Source organism: Roseomonas sp. USHLN139, from assembly GCF_037145735.1.
Lineage (GTDB): Bacteria > Pseudomonadota > Alphaproteobacteria > Acetobacterales > Acetobacteraceae > Pseudoroseomonas.
The window spans coordinates 207,879-227,099 of record NZ_JBBCWY010000005.1 but is presented as its reverse complement, the minus strand read 5'-3'; the positions used below and the strand labels follow the sequence as shown (position 1 = coordinate 227,099).

General features: G+C 73.2%; 13 protein-coding genes. 4 read left to right on the top strand and 9 right to left on the bottom strand.

Annotated features, from left to right (window positions below; translation table 11 throughout):
• Positions 1 to 266: 266 nt before the first annotated feature.
• From WFI16_RS15895 to WFI16_RS15875, 5 genes are all read right to left on the bottom strand, one after another.
• Complete coding sequence (locus tag WFI16_RS15895; protein ID WP_419898808.1) at positions 267 to 458, bottom strand: hypothetical protein; 192 nt, start codon at positions 456 to 458, stop codon at positions 267 to 269.
• Between the two features lie 166 nt (positions 459 to 624).
• Positions 625 to 1,278, bottom strand: coding sequence for a sugar transferase (locus WFI16_RS15890; RefSeq protein WP_419898807.1), 654 nt, complete (start codon positions 1,276 to 1,278; stop codon positions 625 to 627).
• A gap of 482 nt (positions 1,279 to 1,760) precedes the next feature.
• Positions 1,761 to 3,263: a polysaccharide biosynthesis protein gene (locus WFI16_RS15885; protein ID WP_419898806.1), complete on the bottom strand. Its 1,503-nt coding sequence runs from the start codon at positions 3,261 to 3,263 to the stop codon at positions 1,761 to 1,763.
• A gap of 172 nt (positions 3,264 to 3,435) precedes the next feature.
• Positions 3,436 to 4,611 carry a molybdopterin-synthase adenylyltransferase MoeB gene (moeB, locus tag WFI16_RS15880; RefSeq protein WP_419898805.1) on the bottom strand — a complete coding sequence of 392 codons (1,176 nt, stop codon included), beginning with the start codon at positions 4,609 to 4,611 and terminating at the stop codon, positions 3,436 to 3,438.
• A 6-nt stretch (positions 4,612 to 4,617) separates the two neighbouring features.
• Positions 4,618 to 4,887 (bottom strand): MoaD/ThiS family protein, encoded by a 270-nt coding sequence (locus WFI16_RS15875; RefSeq protein WP_419898804.1) that lies wholly within the window; start codon positions 4,885 to 4,887, stop codon positions 4,618 to 4,620.
• A gap of 499 nt (positions 4,888 to 5,386) precedes the next feature.
• On the opposite strand from WFI16_RS15875, the gene WFI16_RS15870 reads away from it, so the two are divergent.
• From WFI16_RS15870 to WFI16_RS15855, 4 genes are all read left to right on the top strand, one after another.
• Positions 5,387 to 5,650 (top strand): hypothetical protein, encoded by a 264-nt coding sequence (locus WFI16_RS15870; protein WP_419898803.1) that lies wholly within the window; start codon positions 5,387 to 5,389, stop codon positions 5,648 to 5,650.
• A gap of 83 nt (positions 5,651 to 5,733) precedes the next feature.
• Positions 5,734 to 7,353, top strand: coding sequence for a gamma-glutamyltransferase (ggt, locus tag WFI16_RS15865; protein WP_419898802.1), 1,620 nt, complete (start codon positions 5,734 to 5,736; stop codon positions 7,351 to 7,353).
• A gap of 16 nt (positions 7,354 to 7,369) precedes the next feature.
• Positions 7,370 to 8,764 carry a M20 family metallopeptidase gene (locus WFI16_RS15860; RefSeq protein ID WP_419898801.1) on the top strand — a complete coding sequence of 465 codons (1,395 nt, stop codon included), beginning with the start codon at positions 7,370 to 7,372 and terminating at the stop codon, positions 8,762 to 8,764.
• 94 nt (positions 8,765 to 8,858) lie between these two features.
• The gene (locus WFI16_RS15855) at positions 8,859 to 10,952 is read left to right on the top strand and encodes a PAS domain S-box protein (RefSeq protein ID WP_419898800.1); all 2,094 of its coding nucleotides are present in this window, start codon (positions 8,859 to 8,861) and stop codon (positions 10,950 to 10,952) included.
• A 63-nt stretch (positions 10,953 to 11,015) separates the two neighbouring features.
• On the opposite strand, the gene WFI16_RS15850 is transcribed toward WFI16_RS15855, so the two are convergent.
• The 4 genes from WFI16_RS15850 to WFI16_RS15835 all read right to left on the bottom strand — a co-directional run bounded on the left by WFI16_RS15850 (position 11,016) and on the right by WFI16_RS15835 (position 18,888).
• The gene (locus tag WFI16_RS15850) at positions 11,016 to 11,417 is read right to left on the bottom strand and encodes a response regulator (RefSeq protein WP_419898799.1); all 402 of its coding nucleotides are present in this window, start codon (positions 11,415 to 11,417) and stop codon (positions 11,016 to 11,018) included.
• 35 nt (positions 11,418 to 11,452) lie between these two features.
• Positions 11,453 to 13,915: a PAS domain-containing protein gene (locus WFI16_RS15845; RefSeq protein WP_419898798.1), complete on the bottom strand. Its 2,463-nt coding sequence runs from the start codon at positions 13,913 to 13,915 to the stop codon at positions 11,453 to 11,455.
• A gap of 100 nt (positions 13,916 to 14,015) precedes the next feature.
• Positions 14,016 to 16,484, bottom strand: coding sequence for a PAS domain-containing protein (locus WFI16_RS15840; protein WP_419898797.1), 2,469 nt, complete (start codon positions 16,482 to 16,484; stop codon positions 14,016 to 14,018).
• Between the two features lie 232 nt (positions 16,485 to 16,716).
• A complete protein-coding gene (locus tag WFI16_RS15835) occupies positions 16,717 to 18,888 on the bottom strand; it encodes a histidine kinase dimerization/phosphoacceptor domain -containing protein (protein WP_419898796.1) in 2,172 nt (723 codons plus the stop codon).
• Positions 18,889 to 19,221: the final 333 nt, after the last annotated feature.

The following is a 19,221-nucleotide window of genomic DNA, read 5'->3' as shown; positions in this document are numbered from 1 at the left end:
GCGGCCAGCCTTCTTCGTTGATTTCGCACAGTTTGCTTGGCATGAAACCAATCTTGCGATTTTCCCGCCCGGGGCGGCGTGCGGCACGCCAGATTTGCGTCACGCGCAAGCCGTCTTGCACGTGATGCGCGACGGCGCTCGCATGATCGCCCTCTGCCACGGCCGGGACCGGTGCCGTGGCGCTGCGATTTATCGTCTGGGGCCGGTCGTGCCGCGGATCGGTGGCAAGGGCAGGCCGGTCCGGCACCGGCGATTCGGCAGGCGCGTCAGCGCAGCAGCACCGCGGCGAGCAGGCCCCACAGCAGCAGCGCCAGGACGAGGCCGAGCAGGATGCCGAAGGCCGGACCCCGGCCGCCTGGCAGGCCTTCCGGCTCCGGCGCCGCGCGGGCAGCGGGCCCGGCGGGCGGGCGGCGGCGCCGCAGCCAGCGGGCCAGGCGAGAGGGGGCGCGGTCGGGCACGCGGCGGTTCCTGTCCCATGCCCCGCCACCGCGCGCGGCGCGGGGCAAGGCTGCACGGGCTGCGAGAATTTCACAGCGCGGGGGCCGCGGCAATCCGGGGCGGGCGGGACGGGAAGGGCGGAAACGGTGGTCATGGTCCGGGCCGGGGAAGGGCGGCGGGCGCGCCTCAGCAGGCGCCGCGGCGGACCAGCACGGCGGGCACCGTCTTGGCCAGGATCACCAGGTCGAACCACAGCGAGAAGCGCTCGACATAGCGGACGTCGAGGGCGATGCGCTCGGCATAGCTGGTGTCGCTGCGGCCGCTGATCTGCCACAGGCCGGTGATGCCCGGCCGCACGGCCAGGTAATGCGAGGCATGCGGGCCGTAATGCTCGGTCAGTTCCGCCTGCACCACGGGGCGGGGGCCGACCAGGCTCATCTCGCCGCGCAGCACGTTGAACAGCTGCGGCAGCTCGTCGAGTGAGGTGGCGCGCAGCACGCGGCCGATGCGGGTGATGCGCGGGTCGCGCTTCAACTTGCGGCTGGTGCGCCACAGCTCGGCCGCCTCGGCATCCTCGGCCAGCAGCCGGGCCAGCGCCGCCTCGGCATCGGGCACCATGCTGCGGAACTTCAGGCAGCCAAAGCTGCGGCCGTGGCGCCCGACGCGCCGATGGCTGAAGAAGGCGCCCTTGCCGTCGCTCAGCACCAGCAGGGTGATGACCAGCATCACCGGCAGCAGCGCCAGCAGCAGGCCAGAGGCCAGCAGGATATCGAGACCGCGCTTCCCGGCATGCTGCCAGGAGCGCGGCCTGGCCGCCTTGGATGCCGCGGGGGCGGACATCCCTGCCAAGGGGAAATGGCCCTCGCCCCGGATGGGCGAGGTTTGAGCGGCCAGGCTGGCTTCCGTCATACGCTGAGCTCCCGATCAGAGGCAGAGCCGTCGAACGCCGCCCGGGCTTCGGGGGAAGCCAGACCGGCGCGGCAATAATACTTGCGAAGAGCCGAAGACTGTCAATTGAAAACAAAGGATTTTTTGGTTAACCCGAGAGGTAAACCACCGTCAAAACCGGGCGCAGGTAGTATAAATATTTACGCCCGGAGTAATGAATCCTGCAGGATTTGAGCGCCGCGTGCTGCGCTGCAGCACAATGCACCTCCTGAAGTTTGCGCGAGCGCCGGTCACGCCGCGGCGGCAGGGCAGGGCCGCTGCCAGAATTGGCATGCCGCGCCGTACCGAATCGCCCCGCGGTGCAGCGATGCGCCGGGACAGAGGGGGGTCGCCACCGCCGCCGGAGGGGCGCGAGATATGCGCGGAGCGGACCTCTAGGCGGCCTGCAGGGCGCGCCGCGCGGCGGCGAAGCGGCCGGCCAGCGCCTCCATGCCGGAAATGGCGGCGAGGCTGCCGGCCAGCTCGGCCATGCGCGCCTGCAGCGCCGCCTCCGGCGGGAGTGGCGCGGCCTCCAGGGCCGGCAGCAGCGCCTCGGCGAAGAGCGTCATGATCGGCCGGAAGCGCTGCATCTGCGCGCTGTCGCCGGCCCATTCCGGCGCCGCGCCCCACCAGAGGATCTCCAGCAGCCGGTGCGGGCAGAAGCCGGCCAGGCTCGCCGCGGCGACCTCGCGCACCGCCTGCAGCAGCGCGCGCTTGGCCAGCGGGTCCTCCCGCGTCGCGGCCAGCGCTTCGCCCAGCCGGCCGAGCGCGGCCTGCAGCGCCGCCGGCGGGCAGGCTGCGACGCGCGCGCCGATCATGGTGCCGCTGCGATCGGCGAACTGCGTCGGCGCCTCCAGCGCATTGACCAGCGGGTGGTAATCGTACCGCTCGCTCCAGTCGAACTGGCCGCGGAAGAAGCTTTCGTCATAGCCGCAGGGGACGCCGAGGAAGCGCAGCCCCACCGGCCGGCCGCTGGCGGCGATCTGGTGCAGGGCGAGCTCCAGCGTGTTGACCGGCCAGCCCAGATCGGCCGCGCTCCAGAAGCTGTCGGGCGCCTGCTCGCCGGCGAGCGCCAGCGCGTTCAGCAGCAGATGCGTCGCCTGGCGCAGGTTCTGCACGTTGAAATGCCGGTCCGGCCCGTGCAGCCCGACCAGCCCGGCGGCGATGCCCCCGGTGATCTCGCGCGCGACGACGCCATTCTCCAGCACATGGGTGAAGCGCGTCATGGCGAAGAGCGTCGGCCCCGCCTCGCGGGCGGCGGCCATCCACTGCGCCTCGGCCAGCTTCTTGGTCGCCGTGTAGACGTGATCGGTCAGGTAGGCATAGCACTTGCCGGTCGAGGAATAGACCGCCTGCGCCACGCCGGCGCGGCGGCAGGCCTCGAGGACGTTGCGCGTGCCGAAGACATTGGTCTCGACCGCCTCGCGGACGATGCGTTCCGCCATGCCGGGCTCGCGGATGCTGGCCAGGTGGAAGACCACCTCCGGCCGGTGGGCGGAGAAGATTTCCGCCAGATCGTCAGGGCTGCGGATGTCGCCGCGCGCCCAGAGGCCCTCGCCCTGGTGCGGCACGCGGTCGAGGTTGACCAGGGCGGCCGGCTGGAAACCGGCGATCAGCTGCCGCAGCCGGGTGCCGACGCAGCCCGAGCCGCCGGTCACCAGCACGCGCCGCCCGCGCAGCCGCCGCGCCACCGCCTCCGTCTGCAGCGTGACGCTGCGCGACAGGGCGAGCGCCAGCGGATCCTCCTGCAGCCGGCCCTCGGCCTGCACGGCCTCGACCAGCGCGGCGGTGGTGGCCTGCAGCGCGGCCAGTGTGCCGGGCGGCAGGGGAGCGGGCGTGCCGGGGGGGCAGAGTTCGGCGAGGCGGCGGATCAGCAGGGCGCTGCTGGCAGGGGGCATGGCAAAAGGTTCCCTGATCGGGGATTCTGGAGAAGGCGTCGACGAGGGGCCAGGCAGGGCAGGGCCAGGCAGGGCAGGGCCAGGCAGGGCAGGGCCAGGCAGGGCAGGGCCAGGCAGGGCAGAGCCAGGCAGGGCAGAGCCAGGCAGGGCAGAGCCAGGGCGGCGGCGGAGGCTATCCGGTGGCAGGGCAGGCCGCGGCGCGCGGGCCGTGCCAGGCGCCGAAGCCGCCCTCCAGGTTCACCAGCCGGTCCGGATCGTGCCCGGCGGCGACCAGCGCGCGGATCACCGCGGCGCTGCGCAGCCCGGCCTGGCAATAGACCACCACGGTGTCATGCCCGGCGAAGGGCTCCGGCAGCGGCGCGCCGGGCGGGTGCCCGCGCAGCGCCGCCTCGATCGCCGGCTGCGTCAGCAGATGCGCGCCGGGGATGACGCCATCCGCCCATTCGGCCGGGTTGCGCACGTCGCACAGCCGGAACGACTGGCCAGCGGCGAGGCCGGCTTCCAGCGCCGCGGCGGTCATGCTGCGGCCCGGGGGCGGGGCGGCGCAGACCATCCGCTCGCTGCGCAGCACGATCGCCTCGCGCGGCAGGCTGCAGCAGGGGCAGGCCGGGTCCTTGGCCAGGTCGATGCTGTCGAAGCTGAGCGTCAGGCCGTCATAGATCAGCATCCGGCCGATCATCGGCGTACCGATGCCGGTCAGCAGCTTGATGGCCTCGGTCGCCTGCAGCGTGCCGATGATGCCGGGCAGCACGCCCAGCACGCCGGCCTCGGCGCAGTTCGGCGCCAGCTCCAGCGGCGGCGGCGCCGGGAAGAGGCAGCGGTAGCAGGGGCCGGAGCGCGCATCGAAGACGCTGAGCTGGCCGTCGAAGCGCAGCACGCCGCCGAAGACATTGGGCTTGCCCAGCCGCACGCAGGCATCATTGACCAGGTAGCGCGTCGGGAAGTTGTCGGTGCCGTCGATGACGATGTCATAGGCGCCGACGAGATCCAGCGCATTCTCCTCGGTCAGGAAGACGTCGTGCCGCTCGATGGCGATCTCCGGATTGAGGTCGCGCATGCGGGCGGCGGCGCTCTCGGTCTTCGGCCGGCCCAGCGTCGCATGGCCATGCGCGATCTGCCGCTGCAGATTGGTCTCCTCGACATGGTCGGGATCGACCAGGCCGATGCGGCCGACGCCGGCGGCGGCGAGATAGAGCGCGGCCGGGCTGCCCAGGCCGCCGCAGCCGACCAGCAGCACGCTGCCGGCCTTCAGCCGGCGCTGCGCCGCCTGGCCGAATTCAGGCATCACCAGATGGCGGCCGAAGCGGCGCAGCTCGGCGGCGCTCAGCGGGGGCAGGGTATCGGGCATCGCGCCTTACCCGCCCGCGATGCTGGCCAGGATGCGGATCTCGTCCGTGCCGGCGACCGGCGTGGCCAGCCCCTGCAGCAGGCGGATGTCCTGGCCGTTCTTCGAGACCACGACGAAATGGCGCAGCGTGCCGGCGGCGAAGAGATGGCGGCGCATCTCCGGCGTCTCGGCCGTCAGGCTGTCCAGGATGGCGGCGATGGTCTGGCCGGGCACCGATACCCGGGCTTGCTGCCCGGTATATTGGCGCAAGGCGCTGGGGACCAGGACGACAGGCATATGGCTGTCCTTTGCAGGCGGGGGGACATCCTGCGGTCAGGGAGAAGGCCGGATGGCCCCGAAAGGGGGAAAGCGAGGAACAGCATAGACCTGCCCATGTAACGGCAAAGCTCTATCATTCCTGTCGAGCAGGATCTCACGAGAAGGTGTGTTGTCAATTCAGTATTCGATTGGACATTACAAGAAAATACGGCGTAATTCCTTGAGAAACATGAGCCGTACTTAATGAAAAATTCTATATATTTCGCCTGAGGCAAGCGGGGGATGCGGGGGGTGGAGGCGCCGAGGAGCACCGGCCGGGGCTATCCGCCGCTGTTTCTTGCCGGCCGGAACGGCGGCCCTGGTCCGGCTCTGGCCGGGGGGCCGGCCGGCTGCGATAATCCGCAAAAAAACGGCGATACGGGCGCAACCCGTCCGGACGGCGAAGGTTAAGCCTGCCGACATCCCGCAGTCCGGCGGGAAGCTGTTGGCAGGCTCGTCACCTTGCCAGGAACTGGCCGTGGCGTCCAAGCTCTGCTCCTGTCCCCACCCGCCTGCCTCCGCGCAGGAAGCCTTGTCCTGCGTCCAGAAATGGGATGGCGCGGTGCAGCAGATGATGAAGGACTATGCGCGCGCCAAATTCGCCCTCAGCGCCGGCCGCGACGGCCCCGCCCAGGCGGCACGGTTCGAGGCCAAGGCGGAGGCGCTGCACCAGGCCCTGGCGCATCGCCACCACTGCCAGCTGCAGGCCGAGCAGATGCGCCAGCGGCCGCTGAAGGCCTAACCGTACCGGGTCCGCGCCGGCGGTTTGCCCTGCTGCCGGGCTGGGCGTAGGACAGCGACACCCGCTGGCCTGGAACCCCGCCCATGAACCCCGACCGTCGCGCCTGGCGCCCCCTGATCATGGGCCGCCGCGCCGCCATCGCCACCAACCATCCGGAGGCGACCGCGGCCGGCATGGCCATGCTGCGCCAGGGCGGCAATGCCGCCGATGCCGCCGCCGCCATCAGCCTGGCGCTGGGCGTCGCCGAGCCGCACATGTCCGGCCTCGGCGGCGACGGCTTTTCGACCGTCTTCATCGCCGGCGATCCTGGTCCGGGCCATTGCTACAACGGCTCCGGCGCGGCGCCGGCGGCGGCCACCGCCGACCGCTATCCCGAGGGGCTGGCCGAGGCCGGGCCGGGCGCCGTCTCGACGCCGGGGTGCCTGGCCGGCATCCATGCGATGCAGCGCGCCCATGGCCGGCTGCCCTGGGCCGCGGTGGTGCAGCCGGCGATCGCGCTGGCCCGCGACGGCTTCGCCGCCACCCATAGCTACCGCCGCTTCGCCAGGGCCGCGCTCGGCCGGCTGCGCGCCGATGCCAACAGCGCCGCCACCTATCTGCGCGATGGCGATGTGCCGGCGCTCGGCACGCTGATCACCCAGCCGCGCCTGGCCGCGACGCTGGAGGCGGTGGCCGAGGGCGGCGTCGACGCCTTCTATCGCGGCGCCCTGGCCGCCCGGCTGGCGGCCGATCTCGCCGCCGTCGGCGCCATCACCACCGCCGCGGACCTGGCCGCGACGGTCGGCGACGCCAGCGCGCCGATCAGCATTGCCTATCGCGGCTACGAGATCCGCCAGTCGCCGCCCAACTCGATGGGCTTCGTGCTGCTGCAGGAGCTGAAGATCGTCGAGCGCTTCGACCTGGCCGGGATGACGGAAGGCTCGGCCGAACTGCTGCACATCCTGGTCGAGGCGAAGAAGCTCGCCTTCCTCGACCGCGAGCGCCATGCCAGCGACCCCGAGGCGAACCCGTTGCCGCTCGACCGCCTGCTGTCGGACGGTTACGCGGCGACGCTGGCGGCCCGGATCGACCCGCAGCGCGCCGCCAGCATCCCGCTGCGCCACGCAATGCCCAATGACGGCAACACCACCTATTTCTGCGTGGTCGACGAGGAAGGAAACGCCGTCTCGGCGATCCAGAGCCTGAACAGCCCCTTCGGCTCGGGCGTGCAGGCGCCGGAGACCGGCATCCTGCTGAACAACCGCCTGACCACCTGGCACCTGGACCCGGCGCATCCCAATGCGATGGTCCCCGGCAAGCGGGTGCGCCACACCATGAACGCGCCGATGATCCTGAAGGACGGCAAGGTCTGGGCGGTGCTCGGCACGCCGGGCGCCGACAACCAGGTGCAGATCAACCTGCAGACCGTGGTCAGCCTGGTCGATCTCGGCCTCGACCCGCAGCTGGTCGCCGAGGCGCCGCGCTGGAGCAGCAGCCAGCCCGGCCAGGAAGCCAACTGGCCGCATGGCGGCAACGAGGCGCTGACGCTGGAAGAGGGCTTTCCGGCCGCGACGGTGGAAGGGCTGAAGGCGCGCGGGCATCAGCTGAAATTCGTGCCGCCGCTCGAAGGCCCGTGCAGCATCGAATGCATCCGCGTGCTGGAGAACGGCGTGCGCATGGCGGGCAGCGATCCCCGGCGGGATGGCTGGGCCGCGGCTTACTGAGGGGATGGACCGAGTGATGCAACGTGACGACGTGGTGGCCGCGGCCGCCGGGCTGATGAACAATGGCGCCTTCCGCGCCCTGCTCGAGCGCCGGGTGGCCTATCCCACCGAAAGCCAGAATCCCGAGCGCGCGCCGGTGCTGCTGGCCTATCTCCAGGAGGAGATGGTGCCCGCCCTCGCGGCCATGGGCTTTTCCTCCGAGATCCTGCCGAACCCCTCGCCCGACCAGGCGCCCTTCCTGATCGCCTCCCGCCTGGAGGACCCAGCCCGGCCCACCGTGCTGGTCTATGGCCATGGCGACACGGTGCGCGGCCAGGATGCCGAATGGCGCGAGGGCCTGGCGCCCTGGCGCATCACCGAGGAAGGCGACCGCTGGTACGGCCGCGGCACCGCCGACAACAAGGGCCAGCACAGCATCAACCTGGCCGCGCTCGAGCAGGTCATCGCCGGCCGCGGTGGCAAGCTCGGCTTCAACGTCAAGCTGCTGCTGGAAATGGGCGAGGAGACCGGCTCCCCCGGCCTCGCCGCCTTCTGCGAGCAGCAGCGCGACAGGCTCTCAGCCGATGTGCTGATCGCCTCCGACGGGCCGCGCCTCTCGGCCGAGCGGCCGACCATCTTCCTCGGCTCGCGCGGCGCCTTCAATGTCGAGCTGCGCCTCGATGCCCGGCAACGCGGCTTCCACTCGGGCAACTGGGGCGGCGTCATCCGCAACCCGGCCACCATCCTGTCCAGCGCCATTGCCAGCCTGGTCGATGCCCAGGGCCGGCTGCTGGTCGAGGAGCTGCGCCCGCGCGGCATCGGCAATTCGGTGCGCGCGGCGCTGGCCGACATCACCATCGGCGGCGGCTCCTCCGACCCCGAGATCGATGCCGGCTGGGGCGAGCCCGGCCTGTCCCCGGCCGAGCGGCTCTTCGCCTGGAACACGCTGGAGGTGCTGGCGATGGGCGCCGGCAACCCGGCCGCGCCGGTCAATGCCGTGCCGCCCTCGGCGATGGCGGTGGTGCAGCTGCGCTTCGTCGTCGGCACCGACCCGACCCGCATCGTGCCGGCGATCCAGGAGCACCTGGCCGCCCGCGGCTTCGGCGACATCCAGGTGATCAGCCGCCGCCAGGACCCGTCGCCGGCGACGCGCCTGGACCCGGAGAGCCCCTGGGTGGTCTGGGCGGCGGAGTCCATCCAGCGCACCACCGGCCAGGCGCCCGCCATCCTGCCCAATATCGGCGGCACCCTGCCCAACCACGTCTTCGCCGAGATCCTCGGCCTGCCGACGGTCTGGATCCCGCATTCCTATGCCGCCTGCTCGCAGCACGCGCCGGACGAGCATATCCTGGTGCCGCTGACCCGGCAGGCGCTGGCGATGATGGCGGGGGTGTTCTTCGATCTCGGCGAGGCGGGGGCACCGGGACAGTAGCCCGGCGCGGCGGAGGTCCGGGCGCGCCGGCTCTTGTCGCGCCCGGCTGATCCCCGCATTTGACAGAGGCCACGCCGTTCGGTCGATTCCGCCCATGTCATCCCCCCCCAGCAGCCCGCTGCGGCTTCCCCCGGCGCTGGACGCCCTGGTCCAGGCGCGTCTGGCGGCGGGCGGCTATGCCGATGCCGAGGCGGTGCTGGAGGCGGCACTGCGGCTGCTGGCCGCCGCGCCGGAGCCGGCGCCGCCCGGCCACGCCCTGCTGCTGCGGCTGGAGAAGCGGCTGCAGGGGCTGGGCGGCACCGAGGCCATGGCGGCGGCGGCCGCTATGTTGGGCGAGGCGCTGGGCCTGGCGCGGGTCTCCTTCACCGAGCTGACGCCGGAGGGCCTCGCCGCCGGCTGGAGCCCGGCAGGGCCGGTCGCGCCGCCCGCCCTGCCGCCGGCGCTGCTGGCGGCGGTGGCCGAGGGCCAGCCGCTGGCGCTGTCCGGCGAGGCGGCGGATGCGCGGCTGCCCGACGGGGCGCCCGCGCTCCTGGCGGCACCGCGGCTGGAGGATGGCCGGCTGTCCGGGCTGCTGCTGGCCGAGGCGCCGGCGCCGCGCGCCTGGCGGCGGCGCGAGCTGGCGCTGGCGGCCGAATTCGCCGCGCGGCTGGCCGCGGCGCTGCGCCGGGCCCGGATGGAGGCGGCGCTGCAGGAGAGCGAGCAGCGCTACCGCACCCTGTTCGACGCCTGCCCCTTCGCCATCATCATCATCGACACGGCGACCCATGCCGTGCTCGACGTCAACGAGAATGCCTGCGAGAGCTACGGCTACACGCGGGAGGAATTCCTGCGGCTGCGCATCGGCGACATCGACACCCGCCGCGAGCCGGAGGCGATCCGCGCCCATGCCCGCGGCTTCACGCTCCGCCCCGGCGTGCAGCAGTTCGAGGCGCAGCATCGCGACCGCGCCGGGCGGGTGCGCGACGTGCTGGTGCGGGTGCATGGGCTGCAGCTCGGCGGGCGCGGCATCACCTATGGCGCGCATGTCGACATCACCGACCGCAAGGCGGCCGAGGCGGCGCTGCGGCAGAGCGAGGCGCGGCTGCGGCTGGCGCTGCAGGCCGGGCGGCTCGGCACCTGGGAATTCGACCTCGCCGCCGGCCGCGGCCGCCGCGCCGGCCCGCTGGCCGAGGCGCTGCCCCAGGTGGCAGCGGAGGGCTTCGACCTGGCCGAATGGCTGGCGCCGATCCATCCCGAGGACCGCGCCGCGGTGCAGGCCGGCTTCGAGGCCCTGGCCCGCGACGAGCGCGAGGAGTTCCGCGCCGAGTTCCGGGTGCGCCGCCCCGGTGCGGCGGTGGGCGGGGCGGCGGCCTGCGGGGCGGCGTCTTGCGGGGCGGAAGGCGAGCCGGGCGAAATCCAGCAGGGGATGGCCGGCTCCGCCTGGATCTGGATCAGCTCGCATGGGGCGGTGGCCGAGCGCGACGCCGCGGGCCGGCCCTGCCGCATCGCCGGCGTGGCGCAGGACTGCACCGAGCGGAAGCTGGCCGAGGAGCGCCAGGCGCTGCTGACGCGGGAGGTCGACCACCGCGCCAAGAACGCGCTGGCGGTGGTGCAGGCGGCGCTGCGGCTGACCCGGGCCGAGACCCTGCCGCTCTACCGCCGCGCGGTGGAGGGGCGGGTGGCGGCGCTGGCGCGGGCCCAGACGCTGCTGGCCGAGGATCGCTGGGCAGGCGCCGATCTCGCCGCCCTGCTGCGCGGCGAGATCGAGCCCTTCCTGGCCGGCCGCGCCCAGGCGCTGCGGCTGGCGGGGCCGGCGGTGCTGCTGCCGGCGGCCGCGGCGCAGCCGCTGGCCATGGCGATGCACGAGCTGGCGACCAATGCCACCAAGCACGGCGCCCTGTCGGTGCCGCAGGGCGAGGTGGCGATCGCCTGGAGCGTCGACGACAGCACCGAGCGGCGGCTGCACCTGCGCTGGCAGGAGCATGGCGGCCCACGCCTGCCGGGGCCGCCGGCGCGGCGCGGCTTCGGCGCGCGGGTGATGGAGGCGACGCTGCGCGGCCAGCTCGGCGGCGCCCTGGCCCTGGACTGGGCGGAAGGCGGGCTGCTCTGCCAGCTGGAGCTGCCGCTGCAGCGCGCCGCCGGGGGAGGGCCGCCGCCGGCGGGGGCGGTCGCCGGCGTGCTGGCGGACCCGGCCGGCGGTGGCGGCTGACCGCCCGAGGGATCGGCGACGGCCTCCCGCGTCACCCGGCCGAGGCCAGCGGCGCCAGGGCTTTCAGCGGCCGGGCGGCACCGCCTCCCCCGCCGCCAGCAGCTGCGCCAGGCTGCGCACCAGCAGGCGGTCGGAGACCGGCTTCTCCAGATAGGGCCGGCCGCGCAGCATCGGGTCCTGCGGCCGCAGCACATTGCCGGTCGCGAAGAGGTAGGGGACGCCCATCTGCTCCAGCCGGTCGGCCACCGGATAGGCGGTGATGCCCGGGCCCAGGTGGATGTCCAGCACGGCGCCATCCGGCCGCTCCCGGGCCAGCGCGGCGAGGGCGCTCTCCGCATCCGGATGCGGGCCGATCACCACGGCCCCGGCCTGCCCGAGCACCAGGCCGAGCTCGGAGGCGATGTGGTAGTCATCCTCGACGACCAGCAGGCGGAAGCCGGCAAGCGGCGCGGCGGATGGGCACATGGGACCTCCCGGGGCCAGGGGTGAAGGCGGCGTGGTCAGCGCAGCGGCAGGGCGATGCGGCAGCGCAGCCCGCCCGCCTGCAGCGCGTAGTCGGTGCGGGCGCCCAGCGAATAGGGCAGCGCCTCCTCGATCAGCTCGCGGCCATAGCCGCGCGGCCGGCTGTCCTCCGGCGCGGCGGCCGGCAGCACGATGCCCACCTCGCGCCATTCCAGCTGCACCCAGCGCAGCACCGGGCGCGACGGCCGGCCCGGCACCCGCGGCGGCGGCAGCCGCTGCTCCTCGCCCGCCGCATGGACCTGCCAGCGCACCGACAGCTGCCCCGGCCGGTCGTCGCGCAGCGCGCCGTATTTCACCGCATTGGTCGCCAGCTCGTGCAGGGCGAGGGCGAAGGTCTGCACCTGCTCGACCGAGAGGCTGACCTCGGGGCCCTGGATGTCGATGCGCGGCGGCTCCAGCTCGGCATGCGCCTCGAGCTCGGCGCGCACCAGGGCGCCGAGCTCGACGGTGTCGCTGCCGAAGCGGCTCAGCAGCCCCTGCGCCCGGCTGAGCGCCGCCAGCCGCTGGTCGAAGGCGGCGACCGAGCCGCTGCGGCCGAGCGTCTTGCAGGCGACGGCGCGGATCACCGCCAGCAGGTTGCGCGAGCGGTGCTGCAGTTCGGCCACCAGCACCTCCTGCCGGGCGGCGGCGCGCTTCTCCTCGGTCACGTCCTTGCCGATGCCGCCGATCCAGCGCACCCGGCCGGTGCCGTCGCGGATCGGGAAGTCGCTGTTGCGCAGCCAGCGGATCTCGCCGTCGGGGCGGCAGATGCGGTATTCGAAGGTCACCGCCTCGCCGCCGCGGACGCGGGCGATATGCGACAGCGCCCGGCTGCGGTCGACCTCCAGGATGGTCGCGGCCCAGCCCTGGAAGTCGTGCTCGCCGAGGCCGCCCTCGCGCGGCAGGCCATAGATCCGCTCGAAAGCGGGCGTCAGGTAGTCGAGCCGCAGCGTGCCGGCGTCGCGGATCCAGAGCACGTCGGACGAGGCCTCGCCGAACTGCCGCAGCCGCTCCTCGCTCTCGCGCCGCGCGGCTTCCGCCTGCTTCTGCCGCGTCACGTCGATATGCGCGCCGATCAGCCGGATGGCGCGGCCGGCCGCGTCGCGCTCGATATCGGCGCGGGCCAGGATCCAGCGCGAGGCGCCGTCCGAGGGGCGGACGATGCGGTACTCGTTCTCGTAGGTCAGCCCGTCGCCGGCCAGCGCCGCCCGCAGCGCCGCGGTGGCGGGCTCGCGGTCCTCGGGATGCAGACGGCGCAGCCAGGTGTCGTGATGCTCCTGCAGCCAGGCGGCCTCCAGCCCGTGCACGGCGCGGTATTCCGGCGAATGCTCGCTGACCAGATGCGGCCCTTCCAGCCCCTGGCGCAGGTCGATGTCGAAGCCGCCGATGCCGCCGATCCGCTGGATGCGCGCCAGCTCCGCCTCGCGCCGGCGCAGCGCCTGCTCGGCCCGGGCCTGCTCCAGCGCGGCCCAGATGCGCTCGGCGGTCTCCTCGGTCAGCGCGATCTCGGCCGGGCGCCAGACCCGCGGCGTCGCGTTCTGCACGGCGAAGAGGGCGACCCAGCGGCCCTCCTTGACCAGGCTCATGGCAATGGTGGCGCCGATCTGCAGCGCGGCGAAGCGCGCGCGGCCGGCCTCGGGCAGCAGCGGATCGTGCCGCGCATCGTCGATCACCAGCAGCTGGCTCTGCCGCAGCTGCCGCGTCACCGCCTCGCCGAAGACATCGGCCTTCCAGCGCCCGGCCAGCGAGGGCACGCCGCGGGCATAGTCGAGGCGGATCTCCGCCTCGCGCTCGTCGAGGATGTCGACGAAGACCACGCGGCTGGCCTCGAGATGCTCGCCGAGCAGCCGGGCGGCGGTGGCCTGCACCGCATTCGGATCGCCGAGCGGCCGCAGCGCATCGGACAGCCGCAGCAGGAAGGCCTGCTGCTCCTCGCCGGCGCGCAGCGCGGCCTCGACCTGGTCGCGCCGCCATTCGGCGCGCAGCCGGGTGGTGGTCTCGATATAGACGGCCCAGAGCGCCACCACCCTGCCGGCCGCGTCGCGCAGCGGGCTGCAGGAATGGGTGAACCAGGCCTGCTCGACGGCGCCGTCGCGCTTCAGCAGATAGGGCTGATCCTCCAGCGTGATGGTGCGGCCCGAGAGCACCGCCGCCAGCACCGGGGCCCAGCTCTCCCGGGTTTCCGGCAGGCTCTCGAAGACCGGCCGGGCGAGGGCGCGCGGATGCTTGTCGCCCAGCAGCGGCCGCGCCGCATCATTGTAGATGAGATAGCCCTCGGCGCCCCATTGCAGGGCGGTGGGGAAGCCGCTGCCCAGCAGCAGGTCGATCGCGGTGCGCAGGCTCTGCGGCCAGGCGGAGAGCGGGCCCAGCGGCGTCCGCGACCAGTCCTGCGCGCGGATCAGCGTCGCCATCTCGCCCGGAATGGCAGGCCAGCCCGGATCCTGCTGCGACCCTTCCGTCATGGCCGAGCCAAGCCGCAGAGACGCCCGCGGGTTGCCCGGGGGCGAAGAATTTCCTTCCGCGTAACGAGAGGGCCGCGGCAGCGCGCCGGGCCCTGCGCGGTCAAACCAGCAGGGCCTGCACGCGGCCGGCCAGCCGCTCGACGCTGAAGGGCTTGGTCAGCACCTCCATGCCGGGTTCGATCTGGCTGCCGTCGAGCGCGGCATTCTCGGCATAGCCGGTGATGAACAGCACCTTCAGCCCGGGGCGCAGCTGCCGCGCGGCATCCGCCAGCTGGCGGCCGTTCATGCCGCCGGGCAGGCCGACATCGGTCAGCAGCAGGTCGATCCCTGCCGGCCCGCGCAGGATCTCCAGCGCGCTGGCGCCGTCCTCGGCCTCCAGCGGTCGGCAGCCCTGTTCCTGCAGCACCTCGACCACCATGCCGCGCACCACCGCCTCGTCGTCGACCACCAGGATGGTGCGACCGGGCGCCGTCTGGTGCAAGGGTTCTTGCGGCGCCGGCGGCGGCAGCGATGGCGGCGCCGGGTGGTGGCAGGGCAGCTCCAGCCGGACCGTCGTGCCCTGGCCGGGGCTCGAGGTGATGCGGATGTCGCCACCCGACTGGCGGACGAAGCCGTAGATCATCGACAGGCCGAGCCCCGTGCCCTGGCCGAGCGGCTTGGTGGTGAAGAAGGGATCGAAGGCGCGGGCCAGCACCTCGGGCGTCATGCCGCTGCCGGTATCGGCGACCTCGAGCACCACCGCCTCGCCGGCGTTGCAGGTGGCAATGGCGATCTGCCCGCCCTCGGGCATGGCGTCGCGGGCATTGATGCAGAGGTTGAGCAGCGCGTTCTCCAGCTGGCTGGGATCGACCAGCACCGGCCGCAGCGCCGGGTCCAGCCGCCAGTCGAGGCTGATCGCCGGGCCGGCGGTGTTGCACAGCAGGTCGGCCATGTCGGTCACCAGGCGGTTCACCTCGGTCGGCCGGGGATCCAGCGTCTGCCGGCGGGAGAAGGCCAGCAGCCGGTGGGTCAGCGCCGCGGCGCGGGTGGCGGCGGTGCGGGCACGGTCGAGATAGCGGCCGAGATTGTCGACCTGGCCCTGTTCCACCCGCAGGGCCAGCAGCTCCAGATTGCCGGAGATGCCGGTCAGCAGGTTGTTGAAGTCATGCGCCAGCCCGCCGGTCAGCTGGCCGACCGCCTCCATCTTCTGGCTCTGCCGCAGCTGCTCCTCCAGATGCCGGCGGGTCTCGGCGGCGGTGTGCTCGGCGGTGACGTCGCGGCCGACGGCGAAGCGCTGCGGCTCGGCCGCCTCGTCCCCCGGCGCGCCCGGCAGCGTCACCAGCGTCCAGGCGAAGCGGCGGGAACCGCCCTCCGCATGGGCCAGCCGGGCCTCGCAGCGGACCGGCTGGTGTTCCGTCCGCAGCCGCGCCAGCGCCGCCTCCAGGACGGGCGCATCCTCGGCCAGGGCCAGGCCGGCCAGGCCGGCACCTTGCAGCGCCGCCGGGGCGAGGCCCAGCAGCCGCTCCCAGCCCGGGCTGCAGCGCAGCAGGGTGCCGTCCGGCCGGGTGATGGCCAGCAAATCCTCGCTGGCATTCCACAGGTTGTCGCGCTCGGCCGTGGTGGCCTGGGCGCGGCTTTCCAGCCGCCGCGCCAGCGCCTCGCGTTGCGCCTCGAGCTGGCGGCGCGCGGTGATGTCGATCGAGACGCCGGAGAGCGAGACGGCGGCGCCATCCGCCGCATAGGCGGGCTGGCCGCGGATGCCGATCCAGCGCGTCTCGCCGCCGGGGGTCAGCACCCGGTACTCGATGTCGTAGTCGCTGCCGGCGCGGAGGCTTTCGGCGATGGCCGCCTCGACCCGGGGGCGGTCCTCGGGGTGGATCGCCTCGCGCAGCGCGGCATAGGAGAAGTCGGCAGCCGGGTCGCGGCCGAAATTCTCCCGGCAGGTCGCCGAGCTGGCCAGCTCGCCGCTCTGCAGGTCCAGCGTCCAGACCCCCAGGCGGCCGGCGGCGACCGCCATGCGCTGCAGCCGGTCGCTGTGCTGGGCGGCCTGCAGCAGGCGGAGATTCTCGAAGGCGAGGGCGGCGGAGCGGGCCAGCGCCTCCAGCCGCCGCGCCGCGCCCGGATCGACCCGCTGCCCGCGCTGCCAATAGGCGCCGAGGGCCGCGAAAGGCTCCGGCACGCCGATCGGCACCATCACCAGGGCATGCACGCGGGCCGCCGCGTAGAGCGCATGGGGCAGCCGCGGATCGCCGGTGACGTCGGCGATCTGCACCGTCTGCCGGTGCACCATGGACCAGCCGGAGATGCAGCTGTCGGCCGCGAAGCGCTGTCCCGCCCAGAGCGGCAGGGCGGCGTCCTCGGCGGCGTAGAAGCAGTGGTCCCCCTCGCGGATGACGACCGCGATGCCCATGGCGCCGGTGATCTGCCGCGCCGTCTCCCGCAGGATCGCGATGATGGCATCCAGGCTGCGGGCGGCGGCCAGGCGCTCCGAGGCGGCGAGCAGGGCCATCCAGGCGGCATCCTGCTCCGCCTCGGGGAAGGCGCCGCCGGGGACCAGCCTGGCGTCGAAGCGGTGGGGAAGCGTGTGCACGGCCATCGATGCCTCGTGGAAGCGCCGGCGACGGGCGCACGCTGGAACAAGGAGAAAGAACCGTGCTGGCCCTGGCGGCCGCCACGATGGGGCAAGCGCCCTGGCGCCCCTCCAGCCGGCGCACCGGCACCTTCGCCGATCACGCCGGAGACGCTAGCAAAGCCCTTTGCCGGCCACCAAGCGCCGCGCCACGCCGGCAGTGCCGCAAAAAAACGGCCGGCCGGGCCGCGCCTCAGCCTTCCACGGGCAGGCTCACATAGGCGCGCAGGCCGGGGCCGCCGTCGGCGTAATCGATGCTGCCTTCCAGCTTCTCCAGCATGGCGCGCATCATCATGCTGCCGAAGCCGCGGCCCTGGCGGAAATTGCCGGTGCCGCGGTCGGCCACCACCAGCCGCGCGGTGCCGCCATGCTGCTCCAGCGACAGGCTGAGCGGGCCGGCGGCGCCGCCATAGGCATGCTTGCCGGCATTGATCAGCAGCTCGGTGACCACCAGGCCCAGGCTGATGGCGCGATCGGCCGAGATCAGCATGGGCGCCAGGTCGAGCCGCATCTGCTGCTTCCACGCCTCGCCCAGCGAAACCAGCAGGTCGGCGCAGAGCTCCTCGAGGTAGCGGCCGAGGTCGATCGTCTCCAGATGCTCGTCGCGGTAGAGCCGGCGATGCACCAGCGAGACGGCGGCCAGCCGGCGCTGCGCCTCGGCGACATAGTCGGCCAGCCGCTCGTCGCCGGAATCGCGCGCCTGCAGGCCGAGATAGGAGGAGACCAGCTGCAGGCTGTTCTGCACCCGGTGGTTGACCTCCTTCATCAGGAAGTCCTTCTGCCGCAGCAGGGTCTCGCGGTCGGCGAGGGCGGCGTCCAGCTCGCGGTTCAGCCGGCGCAGCTTCTCCTGCTGGCGGCCGGTGGCGATGCCGGCGGCCAGCCGCCGGGCCGAGGCCAGGTCGGCCAGGCTCCAGGGCTCGGACTGGCCGCGCACCGTCTCGCTCCAGGCCTCGAAGGAGGTGCGCGGATTGAGGGTGGCGCCGGGCTCCAGCGGCACCGCCTTGTGCGGATTGCCGGCCCAGTTCACCACCTCGAGCTTCTCGGCGCGGAACCAGAGCAGCAGCACCTCGCTGCCGCCCGGCGGCAGGGCGGCCAGCAGCCCGCTGCCGAGGTCGCGATAGGCCGCGGCGGCCGGCAGCACGGCGGAAAGGGCATGGCTGCGGAAGGGCTCCGCCACCGCGCGCTGGCGCGCCCAGTCGGCCAGGCCGAGCAGCGCGCCCTCCGGCGGCACCTGGCCGGCGCGGGCCGCGACATGGCCGTTGACGATGGCGAAGCCGTCGGCGCGGATGGTCTGGCGCAGTTCCTCCGCCGCATCGGCCAGCGCCGCCGGCTCGAAGCCCTGCTCCTGCAGCCGCGCCAGGATGCTGTCCTCGACGCCGCGCATGCGCAGCCGGTCGCGGTAGTCCTCCGCCTCCTCCTTGGCGCGGATCTGCCGTGCCAGGCCGCTGGCCAGGGTGGAGCAGGCGGCGCGCGCCTCGTAGGTCATGCCGCGCGGCGTGCGGTTGTGGCAGGCGACCAGGCCCCACAGCCGGCCATCCTGGACGATGGAGATCGAGGCCGAGGCGTCGACGCCCATGTTGCGCATGTACTGCAGATGCACCGGCGAGACGCTGCGCAGCACCAGATCGCTCATGTCGAGCGCCGGCTGCGCCTGGTCGAAGGCGGCCGGCCGCAGCGGCGCCGGGCTGTAGTGGATGTCGGGGATGACGCGGACCAGGTTGCGGATATAGAGCCGGCGCGCCTGGGCCGGCACGTCGCTGGCCGGGAAGCGGTGGTTCAGGAAGGAGGGCAGCGCCGGATCGCGCGCCTCGGCCAGCACCGCGCCGGCGCCGTCGTCGAGGAAGCGGTAGATCAGCACCCGGTCGAAGCCGGTGATCTGGCGGAACACCACCGCCGCGTGGTCGCAGAGCGTCTGCAGGTTGGCGGTACGGTCGAAGGCCAGCCCGGCATTGTTCAGCGCCACCAGGGTCTGCGCCGCCGACATCGGGCTGTGCGCGGCGGGCTCGAGCTCGGCCATGATCAGCCCGCTCAGGCGATGCAGATGCAGGTCGAAGCGTTCGCCCACCCCCTGCACCTGGGCGCCGTGCAGGATGCCGCCGGGGCCGGGCTGCACCTCGCCCAGCAGCGCCGTCAGGTCCTGCCCGAGCAACTCGGACAGGTTGCGGCCCAGCCATTCGCCGGCCAGCCGCTGCTCCAGCGCGCCGGCGCCGGCGACGACGGTCAGGCTGGCGGTGTCGGCCACCAGCAGCAGGCCGTAGGGCTGGATCGCGCCGGGGATATGGATCGGCTCGCGGTCACACCCGGTCGGGTCAGCCGCGCCGAACGGGGCGGACCGGCTGGGGAGGGCCGCGGGACTGTCGCTCATGATGCCTAAAGGTTCCTGTCGGCCGTTTCCTGTGGGAGGGGGCGAAGCACCGGGCCGAGCCCTGTGCGATTCCGCCAAAACCCCTGGTGGCCGTCGCGGCCATCAACCTAGCGAATCGCGCCGCTGCTGGCGAGCGCAAAGCTGCGATATTCACGGAGTTTGCTGACGGGCGGCGGTCGCCGCGCGCGGTTCTCTGGACATCGGTCGGCGAAAACCCCTGTGCCAGACACCCATCATGGCGTCGCGCAGGGAAGGGCCACCGCTGTCCCAGGTGGCACCGTCGGCGGGCAGTGCGGCAGATTCGTGGCAGGCATTGCCATGTTTCGGTGTGAC

Bases quoted from the DNA above. Each gene is read 5' to 3' on its own strand.
- WFI16_RS15885 (WP_419898806.1), bottom strand. From the start codon at position 3,263: ATGCCCCCTGCCAGCAGCGCCCTGCTGATCCGCCGCCTCGCCGAACTC.
- WFI16_RS15855 (WP_419898800.1), top strand. From the start codon at position 8,859: ATGTCATCCCCCCCCAGCAGCCCGCTGCGGCTTCCCCCGGCGCTGGAC.
- WFI16_RS15860 (WP_419898801.1), top strand. From the start codon at position 7,370: ATGCAACGTGACGACGTGGTGGCCGCGGCCGCCGGGCTGATGAACAAT.
- WFI16_RS15875 (WP_419898804.1), bottom strand. From the start codon at position 4,887: ATGCCTGTCGTCCTGGTCCCCAGCGCCTTGCGCCAATATACCGGGCAG.
- moeB (WP_419898805.1), bottom strand. From the start codon at position 4,611: ATGCCCGATACCCTGCCCCCGCTGAGCGCCGCCGAGCTGCGCCGCTTC.
- WFI16_RS15835 (WP_419898796.1), bottom strand. From the start codon at position 18,888: ATGAGCGACAGTCCCGCGGCCCTCCCCAGCCGGTCCGCCCCGTTCGGC.
- WFI16_RS15845 (WP_419898798.1), bottom strand. From the start codon at position 13,915: ATGACGGAAGGGTCGCAGCAGGATCCGGGCTGGCCTGCCATTCCGGGC.
- WFI16_RS15850 (WP_419898799.1), bottom strand. From the start codon at position 11,417: ATGTGCCCATCCGCCGCGCCGCTTGCCGGCTTCCGCCTGCTGGTCGTC.
- ggt (WP_419898802.1), top strand. From the start codon at position 5,734: ATGAACCCCGACCGTCGCGCCTGGCGCCCCCTGATCATGGGCCGCCGC.
- WFI16_RS15890 (WP_419898807.1), bottom strand. From the start codon at position 1,278: ATGTCCGCCCCCGCGGCATCCAAGGCGGCCAGGCCGCGCTCCTGGCAG.